The organism is Pseudomonas sp. URMO17WK12:I11 (genome assembly GCF_007677725.1).
Classification (GTDB): Bacteria; Pseudomonadota; Gammaproteobacteria; order Pseudomonadales; family Pseudomonadaceae; genus Aquipseudomonas.
The window spans coordinates 102,619-121,480 of the sequence record NZ_VEDF01000003.1; the positions used below are offsets into that span (position 1 = coordinate 102,619).

General features: G+C 62.7%; 20 protein-coding genes. 15 read left to right on the forward strand and 5 right to left on the reverse strand.

The window, feature by feature from the left end:
• Positions 1-240 precede the first annotated feature (240 nt).
• The 10 genes from FS665_RS06720 to hisC all read left to right on the forward strand — a co-directional run bounded on the left by FS665_RS06720 (position 241) and on the right by hisC (position 8,178).
• A complete protein-coding gene (locus FS665_RS06720) occupies positions 241-1,050 on the forward strand; it encodes an ATP-binding cassette domain-containing protein (RefSeq protein WP_145185240.1) in 810 nt (269 codons plus the stop codon).
• Positions 1,050-1,847, forward strand: a complete 798-nt coding sequence (mlaE, locus tag FS665_RS06725) for a lipid asymmetry maintenance ABC transporter permease subunit MlaE (protein ID WP_145185243.1) — start codon at positions 1,050-1,052, stop codon at positions 1,845-1,847. Before FS665_RS06720 ends, mlaE begins: the two co-directional genes overlap by 1 nt.
• Positions 1,847-2,332, forward strand: a complete 486-nt coding sequence (gene mlaD / locus FS665_RS06730) for an outer membrane lipid asymmetry maintenance protein MlaD (RefSeq protein ID WP_145185246.1) — start codon at positions 1,847-1,849, stop codon at positions 2,330-2,332. The genes mlaE and mlaD overlap by 1 nt, the downstream gene beginning before the upstream one ends.
• A gap of 9 nt (positions 2,333-2,341) precedes the next feature.
• Positions 2,342-2,989 carry a phospholipid-binding protein MlaC gene (locus FS665_RS06735; RefSeq protein ID WP_145185249.1) on the forward strand — a complete coding sequence of 216 codons (648 nt, stop codon included), beginning with the start codon at positions 2,342-2,344 and terminating at the stop codon, positions 2,987-2,989.
• Entirely contained in the window at positions 2,986-3,288 is a 303-nt protein-coding gene (locus tag FS665_RS06740; protein ID WP_145185252.1) for a lipid asymmetry maintenance protein MlaB, read from the forward strand. Before FS665_RS06735 ends, FS665_RS06740 begins: the two co-directional genes overlap by 4 nt.
• Positions 3,289-3,406: 118 nt before the next feature.
• Positions 3,407-3,646 carry a BolA family protein gene (locus FS665_RS06745; RefSeq protein ID WP_133326357.1) on the forward strand — a complete coding sequence of 80 codons (240 nt, stop codon included), beginning with the start codon at positions 3,407-3,409 and terminating at the stop codon, positions 3,644-3,646.
• 23 nt (positions 3,647-3,669) lie between these two features.
• Positions 3,670-4,935: a UDP-N-acetylglucosamine 1-carboxyvinyltransferase gene (gene murA, locus FS665_RS06750; protein WP_145185255.1), complete on the forward strand. Its 1,266-nt coding sequence runs from the start codon at positions 3,670-3,672 to the stop codon at positions 4,933-4,935.
• Positions 4,936-5,038: 103 nt separating this feature from the next.
• Complete coding sequence (gene hisG, locus FS665_RS06755; protein WP_145185258.1) at positions 5,039-5,674, forward strand: ATP phosphoribosyltransferase; 636 nt, start codon at positions 5,039-5,041, stop codon at positions 5,672-5,674.
• A 126-nt stretch (positions 5,675-5,800) separates the two neighbouring features.
• Positions 5,801-7,126 (forward strand): histidinol dehydrogenase, encoded by a 1,326-nt coding sequence (hisD, locus tag FS665_RS06765; RefSeq protein WP_145185261.1) that lies wholly within the window; start codon positions 5,801-5,803, stop codon positions 7,124-7,126.
• 2 nt (positions 7,127-7,128) lie between these two features.
• Positions 7,129-8,178, forward strand: a complete 1,050-nt coding sequence (gene hisC / locus FS665_RS06770; RefSeq protein ID WP_145185264.1) for a histidinol-phosphate transaminase — start codon at positions 7,129-7,131, stop codon at positions 8,176-8,178.
• An 8-nt stretch (positions 8,179-8,186) separates the two neighbouring features.
• Here the strand turns inward: hisC and FS665_RS06775 are convergent, their stop codons facing one another.
• Entirely contained in the window at positions 8,187-9,392 is a 1,206-nt protein-coding gene (locus FS665_RS06775; RefSeq protein ID WP_145185267.1) for an alkaline phosphatase family protein, read from the reverse strand.
• Positions 9,393-9,530: 138 nt separating this feature from the next.
• Between FS665_RS06775 and FS665_RS06780 the strand changes: the two genes are divergently transcribed.
• The 3 genes from FS665_RS06780 (at position 9,531) to FS665_RS06790 (ending at position 12,040) form a co-directional block, all read left to right on the forward strand.
• Positions 9,531-10,181, forward strand: coding sequence for a FadR/GntR family transcriptional regulator (locus tag FS665_RS06780; protein ID WP_145185270.1), 651 nt, complete (start codon positions 9,531-9,533; stop codon positions 10,179-10,181).
• 15 nt (positions 10,182-10,196) lie between these two features.
• The gene (locus tag FS665_RS06785; RefSeq protein ID WP_145185273.1) at positions 10,197-11,465 is read left to right on the forward strand and encodes an MFS transporter; all 1,269 of its coding nucleotides are present in this window, start codon (positions 10,197-10,199) and stop codon (positions 11,463-11,465) included.
• Positions 11,466-11,554: 89 nt separating this feature from the next.
• The gene (locus tag FS665_RS06790) at positions 11,555-12,040 is read left to right on the forward strand and encodes a nuclear transport factor 2 family protein (RefSeq protein ID WP_145185276.1); all 486 of its coding nucleotides are present in this window, start codon (positions 11,555-11,557) and stop codon (positions 12,038-12,040) included.
• Here FS665_RS06790 and FS665_RS06795 read toward each other — a convergent pair.
• Positions 12,019-12,891, reverse strand: coding sequence for a hypothetical protein (locus FS665_RS06795; RefSeq protein WP_145185278.1), 873 nt, complete (start codon positions 12,889-12,891; stop codon positions 12,019-12,021). The genes FS665_RS06790 and FS665_RS06795 overlap by 22 nt on opposite strands.
• Before the next feature lie 55 nt (positions 12,892-12,946).
• Between FS665_RS06795 and FS665_RS06800 the strand changes: the two genes are divergently transcribed.
• On the forward strand, positions 12,947-13,231 hold the full coding sequence (locus FS665_RS06800; RefSeq protein WP_371921235.1) for a GIY-YIG nuclease family protein: 285 nt from the start codon (positions 12,947-12,949) through the stop codon (positions 13,229-13,231).
• Here FS665_RS06800 and yejK read toward each other — a convergent pair whose 3' ends face one another.
• Complete coding sequence (gene yejK, locus FS665_RS06805) at positions 13,232-14,239, reverse strand: nucleoid-associated protein YejK (protein WP_145185284.1); 1,008 nt, start codon at positions 14,237-14,239, stop codon at positions 13,232-13,234.
• 392 nt (positions 14,240-14,631) lie between these two features.
• On the opposite strand from yejK, the gene FS665_RS06810 reads away from it, so the two are divergent.
• Entirely contained in the window at positions 14,632-14,913 is a 282-nt protein-coding gene (locus FS665_RS06810; protein WP_027920195.1) for an HU family DNA-binding protein, read from the forward strand.
• Between the two features lie 50 nt (positions 14,914-14,963).
• Here FS665_RS06810 and rlmF read toward each other — a convergent pair whose 3' ends face one another.
• Both rlmF and FS665_RS06820 read right to left on the reverse strand, forming a co-directional pair.
• Positions 14,964-15,917, reverse strand: coding sequence for a 23S rRNA (adenine(1618)-N(6))-methyltransferase RlmF (gene rlmF / locus FS665_RS06815; RefSeq protein WP_145185287.1), 954 nt, complete (start codon positions 15,915-15,917; stop codon positions 14,964-14,966).
• Positions 15,918-15,992: 75 nt separating this feature from the next.
• Positions 15,993-18,839, reverse strand: coding sequence for a valine--tRNA ligase (locus tag FS665_RS06820; RefSeq protein ID WP_145185290.1), 2,847 nt, complete (start codon positions 18,837-18,839; stop codon positions 15,993-15,995).
• Positions 18,840-18,862: the final 23 nt, after the last annotated feature.

An 18,862-nucleotide genomic window follows, 5' to 3' on the forward strand; every position in this document is an offset into this window, starting at 1 on the left:
AGCAGTGCCTGAGTAAAAGGCGGCGATTATAGCCGTAATCGGAAAAAGCCTCACCCATTGGATTATCCGAACATTTGCCGGCAAAGCCTGTCGTACGCCTGAACGAGGTGCTCCGTGGCCTTGGGGCCGCACCGCCTGCGGTGCTATAGTTCGCGGCTATTCGGCCTGCCACAGGTGCTTGTGCCTTCATGATGAAGGCGGGCGTCCATTAGTGCGAGGCTGCACTAGCAAGGAGTCTAGATGAGTGTGGATAGCGCCTACGCGGTCGAGTTGAAGGGGGTAACCTTCAAGCGCGGTTCGCGCAGCATTTTCAGCAATGTCGACATCCGCATCCCGCGTGGCAAGGTCACAGGGATCATGGGGCCGTCAGGTTGCGGCAAGACCACGCTGCTGCGCCTGATGGGCGCGCAGCTGCGTCCTGCCAGCGGCGAGGTGTGGGTGGCCGGGCAGAACCTGCCGAGCCTGTCGCGCAGCGATCTGTTCGACGCCCGCAAGCAGATGGGCGTGCTGTTTCAAAGCGGGGCCTTGTTCACCGATCTCGACGTGTTCGAGAACGTCGCCTTTCCGCTGCGTGTGCACACCCAGCTCCCGGACGAGATGATCCGCGACATCGTCCTGATGAAACTGCAGGCGGTGGGGCTGCGCGGCGCCATCGACCTGATGCCCGATGAGCTGTCCGGTGGCATGAAGCGCCGCGTGGCACTGGCCCGGGCCATCGCGCTGGATCCGCAGATTCTCATGTACGACGAGCCGTTCGTCGGCCAGGACCCGATCGCCATGGGCGTCCTGGTCCGCCTGATTCGCTTGCTCAACGATGCGCTGGGCATCACCAGCATCGTGGTGTCCCATGACCTGGCCGAAACCGCCAGCATCGCCGACTACATCTACGTGGTCGGCGATGGCCAGGTGCTCGGCCAGGGCACGCCCGATGAACTGATGGGGTCGGACAATCCGCGCATTCGCCAGTTCATGAAAGGCGATCCGGACGGCCCGGTGCCATTCCACTTTCCTGCGCCTGACTACCGCGCCGATTTGCTGGGAGCGCGTTGATGCGCAGAAAATCCTTACTCGAACGCGTGCGCCAGCTTGGCCGTTCGGCCATCGACGTGCTGGCGGTGCTTGGCCGCTCGTGTCTGTTCCTGTTCCATGCGTTGATCGGTCGCGGCGGCATCGGCGGCGGCTTTCAGCTGCTGACCAAGCAGCTGTATTCGGTGGGTGTGCTGTCGTTGGCCATCGTCGTTGTCTCGGGGGTGTTCATCGGCATGGTGCTGGCCCTGCAGGGCTACAGCATCCTGACCAAGTACGGCTCCGAGCAGGCGGTCGGGCAGATGGTCGCCCTGACCCTGCTGCGTGAACTTGGCCCGGTGGTGACGGCGCTGTTGTTCGCCGGGCGTGCCGGGTCGGCGCTGACCGCCGAAATCGGCAACATGAAATCCACCGAGCAGCTGTCCAGCCTCGAGATGATCGGCGTCGACCCGCTCAAGTACATCGTCGCCCCGCGTCTGTGGGCCGGTTTCATATCGCTGCCGTTGCTGGCGCTGATCTTCAGCGTGGTGGGCATATGGGGTGGTTCGTGGGTGGCGGTCGACTGGCTGGGGGTCTACGAGGGCTCGTTCTGGGCCAACATGCAGAACAGCGTTTCGTTTACCGACGACGTGCTCAATGGCCTGCTGAAAAGCCTAGTGTTCGCCTTCGTCACCACCTGGATCGCCGTATTCCAAGGCTACGACTGTGAACCCACCTCGGAAGGGATCAGCCGTGCCACCACCAAGACCGTGGTCTATGCCTCGTTGGCAGTGCTGGGTCTGGACTTCATTCTGACCGCCTTGATGTTTGGAGATTTCTGATGCAAAACCGCACCCTGGAAATCGGTGTCGGCCTGTTTCTTCTGGCCGGGATCCTGGCGCTGTTGCTGCTGGCCCTGCGCGTCAGCGGGCTGTCGGCCAGCCCGACCACCGATACCTATAAAGTTTATGCGTACTTCGACAATATCGCCGGTTTGACGGTCAGAGCCAAGGTGACCATGGCCGGTGTGACCATCGGCAAGGTCACCGCCATCGACCTGGACCGCGACTCCTACACCGGGCGGGTGACCTTGCAGCTGGACAAGTCGGTCGACAACCTGCCGACCGACTCCACGGCTTCGATCCTGACCGCCGGCTTGCTTGGCGAGAAGTACATTGGTATCAGCGTCGGCGGCGAAGACGACGTGCTCAAGGATGGCGCCACCATCCACGACACGCAGTCGGCGCTGGTGCTGGAAGATCTGATTGGCAAGTTCCTGCTCAACTCCGTTGGCAAGGAACCTAAAGAAGCGCAACCGGCTAATTAAGGAGTTTCCATGATTTCGATCCTGCGACGTGGCCTGCTGGTGCTGTTGGCCGCCTTCCCCCTGATGGCCCTGGCCGCGCAGTCGCCGCATGATGTGGTGCAGAGCACCACCAACGCGCTGCTCAGTGACCTCAAGGCCAACAAGGAGCAGTACCGCGCCAATCCCAACGCCTTCTATGAAGCGCTCAACCGTATCCTGGGCCCGGTGGTCGACGCTGACGGTATCTCCAGAAGCATCATGACCGTCAAGTATTCGCGCAAGGCTACGCCAGAGCAGATGCAGCGCTTCCAGGAAAACTTCAAGCGCAGCCTGATGCAGTTCTACGGCAATGCATTGCTGGAGTACAACAACCAGGGCATCACCGTCGACCCGGCCAAGGCCGATGACGGCAAGCGCGCCAGCGTTGGCATGAAGGTCACCGGCAACAATGGTGCCGTTTACCCAGTGCAGTACACCCTGGAAAACATCGCTGGCGAATGGAAAGTGCGCAACGTCATCGTCAACGGCATCAACATCGGCAAGCTGTTCCGCGACCAGTTCGCCGATGCCATGCAGCGCAATGGCAACGACCTGGACAAGACCATCGACGGCTGGGCCGGCGAAGTGGCCAAGGCCAAGCAGACCGCCGACAGCTCGCCGGAGAAGGCGGTCAAATGAGCGAGGCTGCTGTAACCATGGCCGAGCCAGGTGTCATGCGCCTGGCCGGCGAGCTGGATTACCGCAGCGGCCCGAGCTTGCGCAAGCAAGGCAAGGGCCTGATTGCCGCTTGCGCTGAAGCGCAGCTGGTGTTCGATTGCTCGGCCGTGTCGCGCTCGACCAGTGTCGGCCTGTCGCTGCTGCTGGCGTTCATTCGTGACGCCCAGGCAGCGGGCAAGGCCTACAGCGTGCGTGGCATGCCCGAAGACATGCGGGAAATTGCCGAGGTCTATGACCTCGATGAGGTGCTGGCGGGCTGATGGCTCGGCAGTCGAAGCAGGCCCCTCGGTCGCGTGCCCATTCGTTGGGCTTCGCAGGCGAGGGGCTTTTTTGTATGATGGCCGACCCGTGCGCATCGGGCGCCGATTGAGGTTGAGCATGCAGGCCGTAGAAGTTAAGAGCTTCCTAGAAGAGAAATTGCCGGGATCCCGGGTCGAAGTTGAAGGCGAAGGCTGCAACTTCCAGTTGAACGTGATCAGCGACGAGTTGGCTGGCCTGAGCCCGGTCAAGCGTCAGCAGGCGATCTATGCGCACCTGAACCCGTGGATCGCCGATGGCAGCATCCATGCGGTAACCATGAAATTTTTCAGCAGCGCAGCCTGGGCTGAGCGCACCTGAGCCAACTTGGCGGCGAGACACCAATGGACAAACTGATTATTACTGGCGGCGCTCGCCTTGACGGCGAGATCCGCATTTCCGGCGCGAAGAACGCGGCCCTGCCGATCCTGGCGGCGACCTTGCTGGCCGATGGCCCGGTCACCGTCGGCAACCTGCCGCACCTGCACGACATCACCACCATGATCGAGTTGTTCGGGCGCATGGGCATCGAGCCTGTGATCGACGAAAAGCTGGCCGTGGAAATCGACCCGCGCACGATCAAGACCTTGGTCGCGCCTTACGAGCTGGTCAAGACCATGCGCGCCTCGATCCTGGTGCTCGGCCCGATGGTCGCCCGTTTCGGCAAGGCCGAAGTGGCGCTGCCCGGTGGCTGTGCGATCGGTTCGCGTCCGGTCGATCTGCACATCCGTGGCCTCGAGGCCATGGGTGCGACGATCGAAGTCGAGGGTGGCTACATCAAGGCCCAGGCGCCTGAAGGCGGCCTGCGCGGCGCGCAGTTCTTCTTCGATACCGTCAGCGTCACCGGCACCGAGAACATCATGATGGCCGCCGCTCTGGCCAAAGGTCGCAGCGTGCTGCAAAACGCCGCCCGCGAGCCTGAAGTGGTCGACCTGGCCAACTTCATCAATGCCATGGGTGGCAACGTGCAGGGTGCCGGTACCGACACCATCACCATCGACGGCGTCGAGCGCCTGGGTTCTGCTCACTACCGGGTCATGCCCGACCGTATCGAGACCGGGACCTACCTGGTCGCCGCTGCCGTCACCGGTGGCCGCGTCAAGGTCAAGGACACGGACCCGACGATCCTCGAAGCGGTGCTGGAAAAACTCAAGGAAGCCGGGGCCGACCTGACCACTGGCGAAGACTGGATCGAGCTGGACATGCACGGCAAGCGGCCCAAGGCCGTCAATCTGCGTACCGCGCCGTACCCGGCATTCCCCACCGACATGCAGGCGCAGTTCATCTCGCTCAACGCAGTTGCCGAAGGCACTGGCGCGGTGATCGAGACGATCTTCGAAAACCGCTTCATGCATGTCTATGAAATGCACCGCATGGGCGCGCAGATCCAGGTCGAGGGCAACACCGCGATCGTCACCGGCGTACCGGCGCTCAAAGGCGCTCCGGTGATGGCCACCGACCTGCGTGCATCCGCCAGCCTGGTGCTGTCGGCGCTGGTTGCCGAGGGCGACACCCTGATCGATCGCATTTACCACATCGACCGTGGTTATGAGTGCATCGAGGAAAAACTGCAGATGTTGGGTGCCAAGATCCGCCGCGTACCGGGCTGATCGCCTGTTGCGCGAGCGCCGATGCTGCGCTCGCGCATAACGAATCAAATGCGGCCAGGTCACCGACCTGGCCGGCAGTAGCTGCTTAAGGACCGACGTTGCAATGTTGACCATCGCGCTTTCCAAGGGCCGTATTCTCGACGATACCCTGCCATTGCTGGCCGAGGCCGGTATCGTTCCGACCGAGAATCCGGACAAGAGCCGCAAGCTGATCATCCCCACCACCCAGGACGACGTGCGCCTGTTGATCGTGCGGGCTACCGACGTGCCGACCTACGTCGAGCATGGCGCGGCCGACCTCGGTGTGGCCGGCAAGGACGTGCTGATGGAGTACGGCGGACAGGGCCTGTACGAGCCACTTGATCTGCAGATCGCCTGCTGCAAGCTGATGACCGCCGGTGTGGTCGGCGCGCCCGAGCCCAAGGGGCGCCTGCGCGTGGCCACCAAGTTCGTCAACGTGGCCAAGCGTTACTACGCCGAGCAAGGCCGTCAGGTCGACATCATCAAGTTGTACGGCTCGATGGAGCTGGCGCCGCTGATCAACCTTGCCGACAAGATCATCGACGTGGTCGACACCGGCAACACCCTGCGCGCCAACGGCCTGGAACCCCAGGACCTGATCGCCACGATCAGCTCGCGCCTGGTGGTCAACAAGGCGTCCATGAAGATGCAGCACGCGCGCATCCAGAGCCTGATCGACACCCTGCGCCAAGCGGTCGAATCGCGACACCGCGGCTGATTCCTGCGCGCGACCTTCGCTGTCGCGCCCGTCTATCCGCGTCATAGCCACTTTTCTCGGGTGCCCGCGCGGATGGACTGGTAGCCTAGGGCGCCTGAGCTTTCGCCAATCATCGAGGCCCTCGCCATGACCGTGTCCACTGCTATTGCCCGTCTCAACGCTGCTGATCCGGATTTCGCCCGACATCTGGATCATCTGCTGAGCTGGGAAAGTGTGTCTGATGACGCGGTCAACCAGCGTGTGCTCGACATCATCAAGGCCGTGCGCGAGCGCGGTGACGCGGCGCTGGTGGAGTTCACCCAGCGCTTCGACGGCGTCGATGCCAAGTCGATCGACGACCTGATCCTCGACCGCGAGCGCCTGGAGCTGGCCCTGACGCGTATCACGCCGGTGCAGCGCGAGGCGCTGGAAAAGGCGGCCGACCGCGTGCGTAGCTACCACGAGCGGCAGAAGCAGGATTCTTGGCAGTACACCGAAGCCGATGGCACCGTGCTGGGTCAGAAGGTTACCCCGCTGGACCGCGCGGGCCTGTACGTACCCGGCGGCAAGGCTTCGTACCCCTCGTCGGTGCTGATGAATGCCATCCCGGCCAAGGTCGCCGGTGTCGCTGAAGTGGTCATGGTGGTACCGACCCCGCGCGGCGAGATCAACGAGCTGGTGCTGGCGGCGGCCTGCATCGCCGGGGTCGACCGGGTGTTTACGGTCGGCGGCGCCCAAGCGGTGGCAGCCCTGGCTTATGGCACGCAAAGTGTGCCCCAGGTGGACAAGATCGTCGGCCCCGGCAACATCTATGTGGCCACTGCCAAGCGTCACGTGTTCGGCCAGGTCGGCATCGACATGATCGCCGGGCCTTCGGAAATTCTCGTGGTGTGCGACGGCCAGACCGATCCCGACTGGATTGCCATGGACCTGTTCTCCCAGGCCGAGCACGACGAAGACGCCCAGGCGATCCTGGTCAGCCCCGATGCGGCATTCCTCGACCGCGTGGCGGCCAGCATCGACAAGCTGATGCCAACGCTGGAGCGTGCGGCGATCATCGAAAAGTCGATCAACGGCCGTGGCGCGTTGATCCAGGTGCGTGACATGCAGCAGGCCATCGAAGTGGCCAACCGTATCGCCCCTGAACACCTTGAACTGTCGGTCGCCGATCCACAGGTCTGGCTGCCGCAGATTCGTCACGCCGGCGCGATCTTCATGGGTCGCCACACCAGCGAAGCGCTGGGCGATTATTGTGCAGGGCCCAACCACGTGCTGCCGACGTCCGGCACTGCGCGGTTCTCGTCGCCGCTGGGGGTGTACGACTTCCAGAAGCGTTCGTCGATCATCTTCTGCTCCGAACAGGGCGCATCGGCGCTGGGCCACACCGCCTCGGTGCTGGCGCGCGGCGAGTCGTTGACCGCCCACGCGCGCAGCGCCGAATACCGTATCCGCAAGCAGACCGAGGGGAACTGAGCATGAGTCGATTCTGGAGTCCTTTCGTCAAGACGCTGGTGCCCTACGTGCCGGGTGAGCAGCCCAAGCTCGCGCGCCTGGTCAAGCTCAACACCAACGAAAACCCGTATGGCCCATCGCCCAAGGCCCTGGAGGCCATGCGCGGCGAACTGAGCGACAACCTGCGCCTGTACCCCGACCCCAACAGCGACCGCCTCAAGCAGGCCGTCGCTGAGTACTATGGCGTGACCCAGGCCCAGGTGTTCGTGGGGAACGGCTCGGACGAGGTGTTGGCGCACATCTTCCACGGCTTGTTCCAGCACGATCGCGGGCCGCTGTTGTTCCCCGACATCAGCTACAGCTTCTATCCGGTGTACTGCGGCCTGTACGGTATCGCCTTCGAGCAGGTGGCGCTGGATGAGCAGTTCCAGATCCGTGTCGCCGACTACGCCAAACCCAACGCCGGGATCATCTTCCCCAACCCCAATGCGCCGACTGGTTGCCTGCTGCCGCTGCAGGCGGTCGAGCAGCTGCTGCAAGCCAACCGCGACTCGGTGGTGGTGGTGGACGAGGCCTACATCGATTTTGGCGGGGCAACGGCCATCAGCCTGGTGGATCGCTACGACAACCTGCTGGTCACCCAGACCCTTTCCAAATCGCGCTCGTTGGCCGGTTTGCGGGTTGGCCTGGCAGTGGGTCATCCTGACCTGATCGAGGCGCTGGAGCGGATCAAGAACAGCTTCAACTCCTATCCGCTCGATCGCATGGCGATCGTCGGTGCTGCCGCGGCCTTCGAGGACCGGGAGTACTTTGAACAGACCTGTCGCAAAGTCATCGACAGCCGCCAGGCGTTGGTCGAGCAACTGCTCGCCAAAGGCTTCGAGGTGCTGCCCTCGGCGGCCAACTTCGTCTTCGCTCGCCATCCTCGACAGGATGCGGCGCAGCTGGCGGCACGCTTGCGTGAGCATGGGGTGATCGTGCGCCATTTCAAGCAGGCACGCATCGCCCAATTCTTGCGCATCACCATTGGCACGCCGGAGATGAACCAGGCGTTGATCGATGCGCTCGACTAAGTCGTCGCTCAGTAGCTCACATCTTCGATGACCAGCGGCTCGCTGGTGGCCGTGCGTACCGCAACCGGTACGCCTTCGAGCGCCAGCACATAGTCTGCCGCCTGGCTCATCCCTTGCGGGTCGGTCCATTCCTGCCGATCGGCCCGCACACTTGCTACCACCTGGCCATCCTTGTAGATCTCCACCGTGCCGTGCGACTGGCTGCTCCACAGCAGCTTGGCCTCGCCTTCGACAGCCCGCGCCTTGCGCACGCCGGTATCACCCAATAACGGAACCCCATCGAGTTGCCATTGCGGTAACAGGCTCAGGCCCATATGCCGCAGTACGGTCGGGGCGACCGAGGTTTGCGCGGCGTAGCTGTACAAGTTGCCAGGCCCGGGGTTTTCATGCGGGATCTGCGGCTGGCTCAGCTCGCTGTTCAAGGGCTTGTTGCTGGCGATGAACACGGTTTTTTCCTGTTCGGTCACGCCGCCGCTGCCTTTACCCCAGTAATCACGCCCGTGGTCGGTGCTGACCAGCACCAGCCAGTCTTCGCGGGGCTGGCTGCGCGCGCGTTGCTCGACTTTGTCCAGCAGGCGCCCGAGCTGCTCGTCGGTCCTGCGCAATGCAGCCTGGTAAGCCGGGCCGAAGCCGCTTTTCTGGCCAATCTGGTCGGCTTCTGCGAACTGCACGAAGGTGAAGTCCGCCGATGAATAGTCCAACACCTGCAGGGCGCGCGCTTCCACCTGATCGTCGCTCAGGCCGCTTTCGCGCATGTCATTGCCGTGGGCGTCTTCGAGCAGAAAGGCGGTGTGCAACTCAGGCCAGTGCACGATGCTGGCGAGGTAAGCGTTCGGCATGGCCTCGCGCAGGCGGCGGAACAGGCTTGGATACTGCGGGTCGAGGCGCTGTGCCGCGGCATCGGAGGTCACCGTGTGCTTGTTGGCCCATACGCCTGTGAGCAGGGTGATCCAGCCGGGCCCGCTGATGGTCGGTTGGTCGCTGGCGCGGGCGGTGATACCGCCTGTATAGGCCTTGCCGTAGAAAAGGCGCTGTTGCAAGGTGGTGTTGGAGCCAAGTTGTTCATAGTGCTGCAGTTGCACGCCACTGATGCCAATCAGCAAGGTCTTGGGCTGGCGCGGGGGTGCTTCAGTGTCGCAGCCTGCGATGAGAGACAGGAGTAATCCGGCGGCAACGGCCGGTTTGCTCCACCGCAGGACATCGAACAATGACATGGCAGTGCGCCTCGCAGGAGTTCAGCGCAGCGTTGCAATTACCCAGTCGCTTCACAACTGTCAGAAATGTCAGTTGAATTGCCGCGCCATGTTCGATCCATTAAGCTAGCCAATTCATCGGATGATTGGGTGAGTGCCATGGGCACCGAATTGACCAAACGCTCGCTGGTGGAGCTCGCCGTCGAGCGCATGCGTGAACGTATTCTGCAAGGCGACTGGCACGTCGGTCAGCGCCTGCCTACCGAGCCTGAGTTGGCGCTGCAGCTGGGGATCAGCCGCAATACCGTGCGCGAGGCCATGCGCGTACTGGCATTCGCCGGCCTGGTCGAGATTCGCCAAGGCGACGGCAGTTACCTGCGCACCTGCCATGACCCGCTGCAGGCGGTGCAGGCATTGGCCCGCTGCACGCTGGAGCAGGCCCGTGAAACGCGGCATATCCTCGAAACCGAAGCGATCGGGCTCGCTGCCCTGCGCCATACCGAGGAGGATCTGCAAGCGCTGCGCGAGGCGCTCGACGGCAGCGCTGCGCATTTCCACGGCGATGTCGATGCCTACGTCAGCTGTGACCTGGTGTTTCACCAGCGGCTGATCGACGCCGCTCATAATCCGGCGCTGAGCGAGCTGTACCGGTATTTTTCCGGGGTGGTGGCGGCCGCGTTGCAGCACAACATGCAGTCCGCGCCGCGCAGCCAGGCCACGTTCGACCTGCACGGGCAGATTCTCGACGCCATTGAACAACGCGATCCGCAGCGGGCCAAGGCCCTCAGCCGCGCGCTTATCGAATCCTGAACCGAGTATTGCCCGATGACACAAGATGCACACGTCCGTCAGCACGAGCTGGAAGAACTGCTGATCGATGCCGAAGCCGATGATGCCCAGGTGCAGCAGCAGCCGCTGCGGGTTCAGCGCCCGTGGCTGTTGCTGCTGGGCCTGGTCCTGGTTGCGCTGAATCTGCGTCCGGCGCTGTCGAGCATGGCACCGGTGCTGAGCCAGGTGTCGGCGGGTCTTGGCCTTAGCGCAGCGCAAGCGGGTCTGCTGACCACTTTGCCTGTGCTATGCCTGGGGCTGTTCGCGCCGCTGGCACCGGTGCTGGCCAGGCGCCTGGGCAGTGAGCGGGTGATTCTCGGCATCTTGCTGACGCTGGCGCTGGGCATCGTGGTGCGCAGCACGCTGGGCGCTACCGGCGTGTTCGTCGGCAGCGTCATGGCCGGGGCCAGCATCGGCATCATCGGCGTGCTTTTGCCTGGCATCGTCAAGCGCGACTTCCCACAGCATGCGGGCACGCTGACCGGCGTCTACACCATGGCCCTGTGCCTGGGGGCGGCAATGGCGGCCGGCGCCACCGTGCCGCTGAGCGAGTACTTGAACGACAGCTGGGCGTTGGGCCTGGGTTTCTGGATGGTCCCGGCGCTGCTGGCCATGTTGGTCTGGCTTCCGCAAGCACGTAAAGGTCACGGCCAGCACAAGGTCGCGTACCGTGTGCGCGGCTTGTGGCGCGACCCCCTGGCCTGGCAGGTGACGTTGTACATGGGCCTGCAATCATCGCTGGCCTACATCGTCTTCGGCTGGCTGCCGTCGATCCTGATCGGCCGCGGCCTCACTCCGACCGAGGCGGGGCTGGTGCTGTCCGGTTCGGTCATCGTGCAGTTGCTGAGTTCGCTGGCCGCGCCGTGGCTGGCCACCCGCGGCAAGGATCAGCGCCTGGCGATCGTGATCGTCATGCTGGTGACCCTGGCCGGGCTGTTCGGCTGCCTGTATGCGCCCCTTGGCGGCCTGTGGGGCTGGGCCGTGCTATTGGGGCTGGGGCAGGGCGGTACCTTCGCCCTGGCGTTGACGCTGATCGTGCTGCGCTCCAAGGACGCCCATGTTGCTGCCAACCTGTCGAGCATGGCCCAGGGCGTTGGCTATACACTGGCCTCGATGGGCCCGTTCGCGGTCGGCGTGGTCCATGACCTGACGGGTGGCTGGGCCGCGGTAGGGTGGATCTTCGCCGTGCTCGGTGGCGGCGCGATCATTTTCGGACTGGGCGCCGGGCGCGCCCTGCAGGTGCAGGCCCGTTGCCAGACACTGTGAAATGGCTGCGCGGGTTACCCAGGGCACTGGCGAAAGCGCAAGCGGCGGATTATCGTGCTGCTTCCCCATGCCCCGAACGGACCTGCACCATGAGTGACGCCAACCGTGACCTGATTACCCGCTTTTACCAGGCGTTCCAGCGTCTGGACGCCGAAGCCATGGTGGCCTGCTACAGCGACGATATCGTCTTCAGTGACCCTGTGTTCGGCACCTTGCGCGGTCGCGATGCCGGCGACATGTGGCGCATGCTCACCACCCGCGCCAAGGATTTTCGCCTGAGCTTCGACCAAGTACGCGCCGATGCCAGCAGCGGTTGTGCGCACTGGGTTGCCACTTATCTGTTCAGTCAGACCGGGCGCACGGTGGTCAATGACATCCAGGCCCGCTTCGTCATCCGTGATGGGCTGATCTGCCAGCACGATGACAGTTTCGACCTCTGGCGCTGGTCACGTCAGGCGCTGGGCGCGCCGGGGCTGCTGCTGGGGTGGTCGCCGATGTTGCAGAACAAGGTACGCCAGCAAGCCTTCAAAGGCCTGCGGGCGTACCAGCAGAGTCAGGGCTGCACAACCGCCTGATCACTGTCGTGGTAGCTGAACAGCGTACGCTCATCCTGCGACCGCGGCAGACGAATGCGGATCACCGGTATGAAGGTTCCGTTCGTGCGCCACCAGTCGAGCTGATCCGCTTGAGCCTGTTGCAGCGCGTTGGATTGGCCGTCGATGTGGAAGAACGACTGGATAGGCAGGCGATGTGACAGGTTTTCATCCCAAGTGCCCAGAATCACCTCATTCCAAGGGAATGGCATCTGCTCGGGGTACAACTGCTTGACCCGCAAGCTTTGGTTGAAGGCATCCTGCCCGCCGGCTGTTCCCGAGCGCTGAAGGTCGAAGGCACATTGGCGCCGGTAATCTGGGTTTTGCCTGAACCGTGTCATCCAGTCCAATGCCGTGGTCACGCCCATTTCCTGACACATGGGTTCAACCTCGGCGGTTTGCCGGTTGTCGCCACAGCCTTGGCGATCCCGTTCCCAGCTGTCCCCGTCCGTTGGCCAGGCGCAGATAACCTGATAATCCAGCGTATTCTCCGGACGTTGCTGCAGCGGGTACAAGGTAAAGCCACTTCGGCCGTCGGCCGCAAGCTGGGTCATCGGCACATCCGCGCGCAAGTAGGAAAAGGACAGTCCCCCCTTGGCCTTGGAGTTCGGGCTATGGTGCCAGGTGTGATATTTTGCCGAGGGTAGGGTCGAGCGAAGCAAAACCCCTGAACAGGCATAGGCAGCGCTTTTACCACCTTCGCAATAATACGGAGTAGCGTCGAAGTTGTTCTGCATTTGCTCGGCGACCTTGGCTCCAACGGAAGCCTGAGCGGCAAACGCTGTGGCGGACAGGACTGCACAGAGCAGGACACGTTTGAACGGCAGATTCATGGTGGAGCCCTCGAGAGTGGGGCTCACCAAACTAATGATCGAAAGAGCTGACGTCGTGAGTGAACAATTGCCGAACCTGGTAGCAAAACCCTGGTATGTCTACCTGGTTCGTGCCGCCAACGGCTCGCTGTACTGCGGCATCAGCGACGATCCACAACGCCGCTTCACGGCCCACCAGCAGGGGCGCGGTGCGCGCTACTTCAAGACCAGCCCGGCGCAGGCGCTGGTGTATGTCGAGCGCTGGCCGGACAAGGGCGAGGCATTGCGCCAGGAGCGTCTGGTCAAGAAGCTGCGCAAATCGGCCAAGGAGGCGCTGGTCGCCTCCTATATTGCAGGCTGATCAGTCCTTGCGGCGTTTGAGCTGATCCACCAGTTGCGTGGGCAGGCCCTTGATGATCAAGGTGCCGGCCGCCTCGTCGTATTCCACCTTGTCGCCCAACAGGTGCGCCTCGAAGCTGATCGACAAGCCCTCGGCGCGACCGGTGAAACGGCGAAACTGATTGAGCGTGCGCTTGTCGGCCGGAATCTCCGGGGACAGGCCGTAATCCTTGTTGCGGATGTGGTCGTAGAACGCCTTGGGCCGCTCTTCGTCGATTAGGCTCGACAGTTCTTCCAAGGTTACCGGCTCGCCCATCTTGGTTTGCGCGGTGGCGTACTCGACCAGTGTCTGGGTTTTCTCGCGCGCGGCTTCTTCGGCCAGGTCTTCGCTTTCGACGAAGTCGCTGAACGCCTTGAGCAGGGTGCGGGTCTCGCCTGGGCCATCGACGCCTTCCTGGCAACCGATGAAGTCGCGGAAATAGTCCGAGACTTTCTTGCCGTTCTTGCCTTTGATGAACGAGATGTACTGCTTGGAATTCTGGTTGTTCTGCCACTCCGACAGGTTGATGCGTGCGGCCAGGTGCAGTTGTCCGAGGTCCAGATGGCGCGAAGGCAGCACGTCCAGTTCGGCATTCACCGCCACCCCTTCGCTGTGATGCAGCAGGGCGATGGCCAGGTATTCGGTCATGCCCTGTTGATAGTGCGCGAACAGCACGTGGCCGCCAGTGGACAGGTTGGACTCTTCCATCAACTTTTGCAGGTGCTCGACCGCCATGCGGCTGAACGCGGTGAAGTCCTGTTCGGCTTGCAGGTATTGCTTCAGCCAGCCACTGAGTGGATAGGCGCCGGACTCGCCGTGGAAGAACCCCCAGGCCTTGCCTTGCTTGGCGTTGTAGCTGTCGTTGAGGTCGCTCAGCAGGTTTTCGATGGCGTCCGATGCGCCCAGTTCGGTATCCCGGGCGTGGAGCACGGCAGGGCTGCCATCGGGCTTCTTGTCGATCAGATGAACGATGCAGTGACGAATTGGCATGGCATTCTCGCAAGGTACGGGGCGGCAAACGGGCCGCGCTGCAAAAGTCGTCCAGTTTACCCCAGGCGGGCAGCGTGCACGGTGCGGATGTAACGCAAATAGCGGTTGTACGTTTTTTGCTCGAATTTGCCGTTTTTGCGCGTTCGGCCCCGAAAAACCTGCACTAAATCGATGCAGGCTGCGGATATTTATCTGTTCCTGTGGTAGCTTTGCGCGGTCTTGCGCCCGGTAAGTGGCGCATTGCTGGCAGCGTACGCACGCCGTGTCGAACCAAACGCCGATTTGCGCATCTACATTCGCGATTGGTGCGGCCCTCCAGCGTTCAGGGGCTGGCCCGATAAGGTCGTCGCACGCTGCATAACCACTGAATTTGATAGGGAAGGAACACCACCATGGCATTGACCAAAGACCAACTGATTGCCGATATCGCTGAAGCGATCGACGCGCCAAAGACCACCGCGCGTAACGCTCTGGAGCAGCTGGGCCAGATCGTTGCCGACCAACTGGAAAACGGCGCTGAAATCACCCTGCCTGGCATCGGCAAGCTGAAAGTCTCCGAGCGTCCTGCCCGTACCGGCCGCAACCCATCGACTGGCGCTGCCATCGAAATCGCTGCCAAGAAAGTCGTCAAGTTCGTTCCGGCCAAAGGCCTGACCGACGCCGTCAACAAGTAAGACGTTGACGCTACGCTAAACCGCGCCCGGCTTGCCCGGGCGCGGTTTTTTCATGCCTGCGATCTGCGCCGGGCGTGCCAGGCCTGACGGGCGTTGGCGTCATGAAAGCTCCAGGCGACCATGCGGCTCTGCTTCTGGCCCTGGCCCATCGGGGTGATGCGCACGGCCTTGGCGCCGGCTTTCCTCAGGGCTGCCTCGATGCCTGGCAGATTGCCGGCCTTGGACACCAGGCTGGTGAACCACAGCACCTGGGAGGCGTATTGCACGCTCTCCTCGACCAGCTGCGTCACGAAGCGAATCTCACCGCCCTCGCACCACAACTCGTTGTTCTGCCCACCGAAGTTGAGCACCGGCAGCTTGCGCTTGGGGTCCTGCTTGCCGAGGTTCTTCCACTTGCGTTGGCTGCCACGGGTGGCCTCTTCGCGCGAAGCATGGAAAGGCGGGTTGCACAGGGTCAGGTCGAAGCGCTCGTCCTCTTGCAGCAGGCCGCTGAGGATGTGCTTGCGGTTGACTTGCTGGCGCAGGCTGATGCCTTTGCCCAAGCCGTTGGCCTGGACGATGGCCTTGGCCGCAGCCAGTGCGATCGGGTCGATGTCCGAGCCAAGAAAGCGCCAACGGTAATCGCTATGGCCGAGCAGCGGATAGATGCAGTTGGCCCCGACGCCGATATCCAGCGCCCGAACCTGGGCGCCTTTGGGTACCTCGCCGGCATTGTCGTCCGCGAGGAGGTCGGCGGCGACGTGCAGGTAGTCGGCGCGGCCGGGGATTGGCGGGCACAGGTAGTCGGCAGGGATGTCCCAGTGCTCGATACCGTACTGCGCCTTGAGCAAGGCACGGTTGAACACACGCACGGCTTCGGGGTTGGCGAAGTCGATGCTCGGTTTGCCGTGGGGATTGGTGAGGGTGAAACGGGCCAGGTCAGGATGAGCCTTGATCAGGCTGAGGAAGTCGTAGCGGCCCTGGTGGCGGTTGCGCGGGTGCAGGGTGGGTTTGTTCGGCGTCATGGCAATGTCCAGCCCTATACGAGCGGCGGCTTGAAAAACATGGGGCTGCGTAGCAGCCCCAGTGGTCCAACAGCTTTACAGCGCGGCAATCCGCGCATGCTGTTCGGTGAAGTTGGCCAGGGCCTGTTCGGACTCGGCCAGCTTCGCGCGCTCTTTTTCGATCACCGCAGGCGGCGCCTTGTCGACGAATGCTGCGTTGGACAACTTGCCGCCCACGCGCTGAACTTCACCTTGCAGGCGCTGGATTTCCTTGTTCAGGCGCGCCAGTTCAGCGTCCTTGTCGATCAGCCCGGCCATCGGCACCAGCACCTGCAGATCGCCCACCAGTGCAGTGGCCGCCAGTGGCGCTTCGTCGGCATCACCGAGCACGGTGAACGACTCGACCTTGGCCAGCTTCTTGAGCAGTGCTTCGTTTTCCTGCAAGCGGCGCTGGTCGTCGGCGCTGGCGTTTTTCAGGAACAGCGGCAGCGGTTTGCCTGGGCCGATGTTCATTTCGGCGCGGATGTTGCGCAAGCCCACCATCAGTTCCTTGAGCCACTCGATATCGCCCTCGGCATCTGCATCGATGCGCGCCTCGACCGCCACCGGCCATGGCTGCAGCATGATGGTCTTGCCCTCGACGCCGGCCAGCGGCGCGATGCGCTGCCAGATTTCTTCGGTGATGAAAGGCATGAACGGATGGGCCAGGCGCAGCGCGACTTCCAGCACCCGCACCAAGGTACGACGGGTGCCGCGGGCGCGCTCGACCGGGGCATTCTCGTCCCACAGCACAGGCTTGGACAGCTCCAGGTACCAATCGCAGTACTGGTTCCAGATGAACTCGTAGAGGGCCTGGCTGGCCAGGTCGAAGCGGAACTGCTCGAGTTGACGGGTAACTTCGGCTTCGGTGCGCTGCAATTGCGAGATGATCCAGCGATCGGCGAGCGACAGCTCATAGGCTTCGCCGTTCTGACCGCAATCTTCGCCTTTGTCCAGCACGTAGCGGGCGGCGTTCCAGATCTTGTTGCAGAAGTTGCGGTAGCCTTCGACGCGGCCCATGTCGAACTTGATGTCGCGGCCGGTGGAGGCCAGCGAGCAGAAGGTGAAACGCAGGGCGTCGGTGCCGTAGCTGGCAATACCTTCAGGGAACTCGGCCTTGGTCTGCTTGGCGATTTTCTCGGCCAGCTTGGGCTGCATCATGCCGCTGGTGCGTTTTTCCAGCAGGGCGTCGAGGGTGATGCCATCGACGATGTCCAGCGGGTCGAGCACGTTGCCCTTGGATTTGGACATCTTCTGGCCCTGGCCATCGCGGACCAGGCCGTGCACGTACACGGTCTTGAATGGCACCTGCGGGGTACCGTCCTCGTTCTTGATCAGGTGCATGGTCAGCATGATCATGCGTGCAACCCAGAAGAAGATGATGTCGAAGCCGGTCACCAGCACATCGGTGGAGTGATACTTCTTGAGGAATTCGGTCTGCTCCGGCCAGCCCAGGGTGGAGAAGGTCCACAGGCCCGAGCTGAACCAGGTGTCGAGCACGTCGTCGTCCTGGCGCAGCGTCACATCGCTGCCCAGGTTGTGCTTGGCACGCACTTCTTCTTCGTTGCGCCCTACGTAGACCTGGCCGGCCTCGTCGTACCAGGCAGGAATGCGGTGGCCCCACCACAGCTGGCGGCTGATGCACCAGTCCTGGATATCACGCATCCACGAGAAGTACATGTTCTCGTATTGCTTGGGCACGAATTGAATGCGGCCGTCTTCGACGGCGGCGATGGCAGGTTCTGCCAATGGCTTGGTCGACACGTACCACTGGTCGGTGAGCCATGGCTCGATGACGGTGCCCGAACGGTCGCCCTTCGGCACTTTCAAGGCGTGGTCGTCGATGCTGACCAGCAGGCCCTGGGCGTCGAGGTCGGCAACGATCTGCTTGCGCGCGATGAAGCGGTCCAGGCCGGCGTACTGGGCAGGCAGGCTGGTATCCACGGCGTCGTTGACGCTGCCGTCGAGGTTGAAGGCCTGGGCGGCAGACAACACCAGCGCGTTCTTGTCGAAGATGTTGAGCAGTGGCAAGTTGTGGCGCTTGCCGACCTCATAGTCGTTGAAGTCGTGTGCCGGGGTGATTTTCACGCAACCGGTGCCGAACTCTGGATCGCAGTAGTCGTCGGCGACGATCGGGATGCGCCGGCCCACCAACGGCAGTTCGACGAACTTGCCGATCAGCGCCTGATAGCGTTCGTCGTTCGGGTTGACGGCGACGGCGGCATCACCGAGCAGGGTTTCCGGACGGGTCGTGGCGACTACCAGGTAGTCGTGGCCCTCGGCGGTCTTGGCGCCGTCGGCCAGCGGGTAGCGCAGGTTCCACAGATGACCTTTCTCGTCGTGGTTTTCCACTTCCAGATCGGAGATCGCCGTGTGCAGTTTGGTGTCCCAGTTGACCAGGCGTTTGCCGCGGTAGATCAGGCCATCTTCATGCAGGCGCACGAAGGCTTCCTTGACCGCTTCGGAGAGGCCATCGTCCATGGTGAAACGCTCGCGGCTCCAGTCGACCGACGAGCCCAGGCGACGGATCTGGCGGCTGATGTTGCCACCGGACTGATCTTTCCACTCCCAGATCTTCTCGAGGAATTTCTCGCGCCCCAGGTCATGGCGGTTCTGGCCTTTGGCCTCGAGCTGACGCTCGACCAGCATCTGCGTGGCGATACCGGCGTGGTCGGTGCCGGGTTGCCACAGGGTGTCGCGGCCCTGCATGCGGCGGAAACGGATCAGGGCATCCATGATCGCGTTGTTGAAACCGTGGCCCATGTGCAGGCTGCCCGTCACGTTCGGTGGCGGGATCATGATGGTGTAGGACTCACCTGCACCTTGCGGGGCGAAATAATTTTCGGACTCCCAGGTGTTGTACCAGGAAGTTTCGATGGCGTGCGGCTGGTAGGTCTTATCCATGCGCGGCGGGACCCTGTGCATTT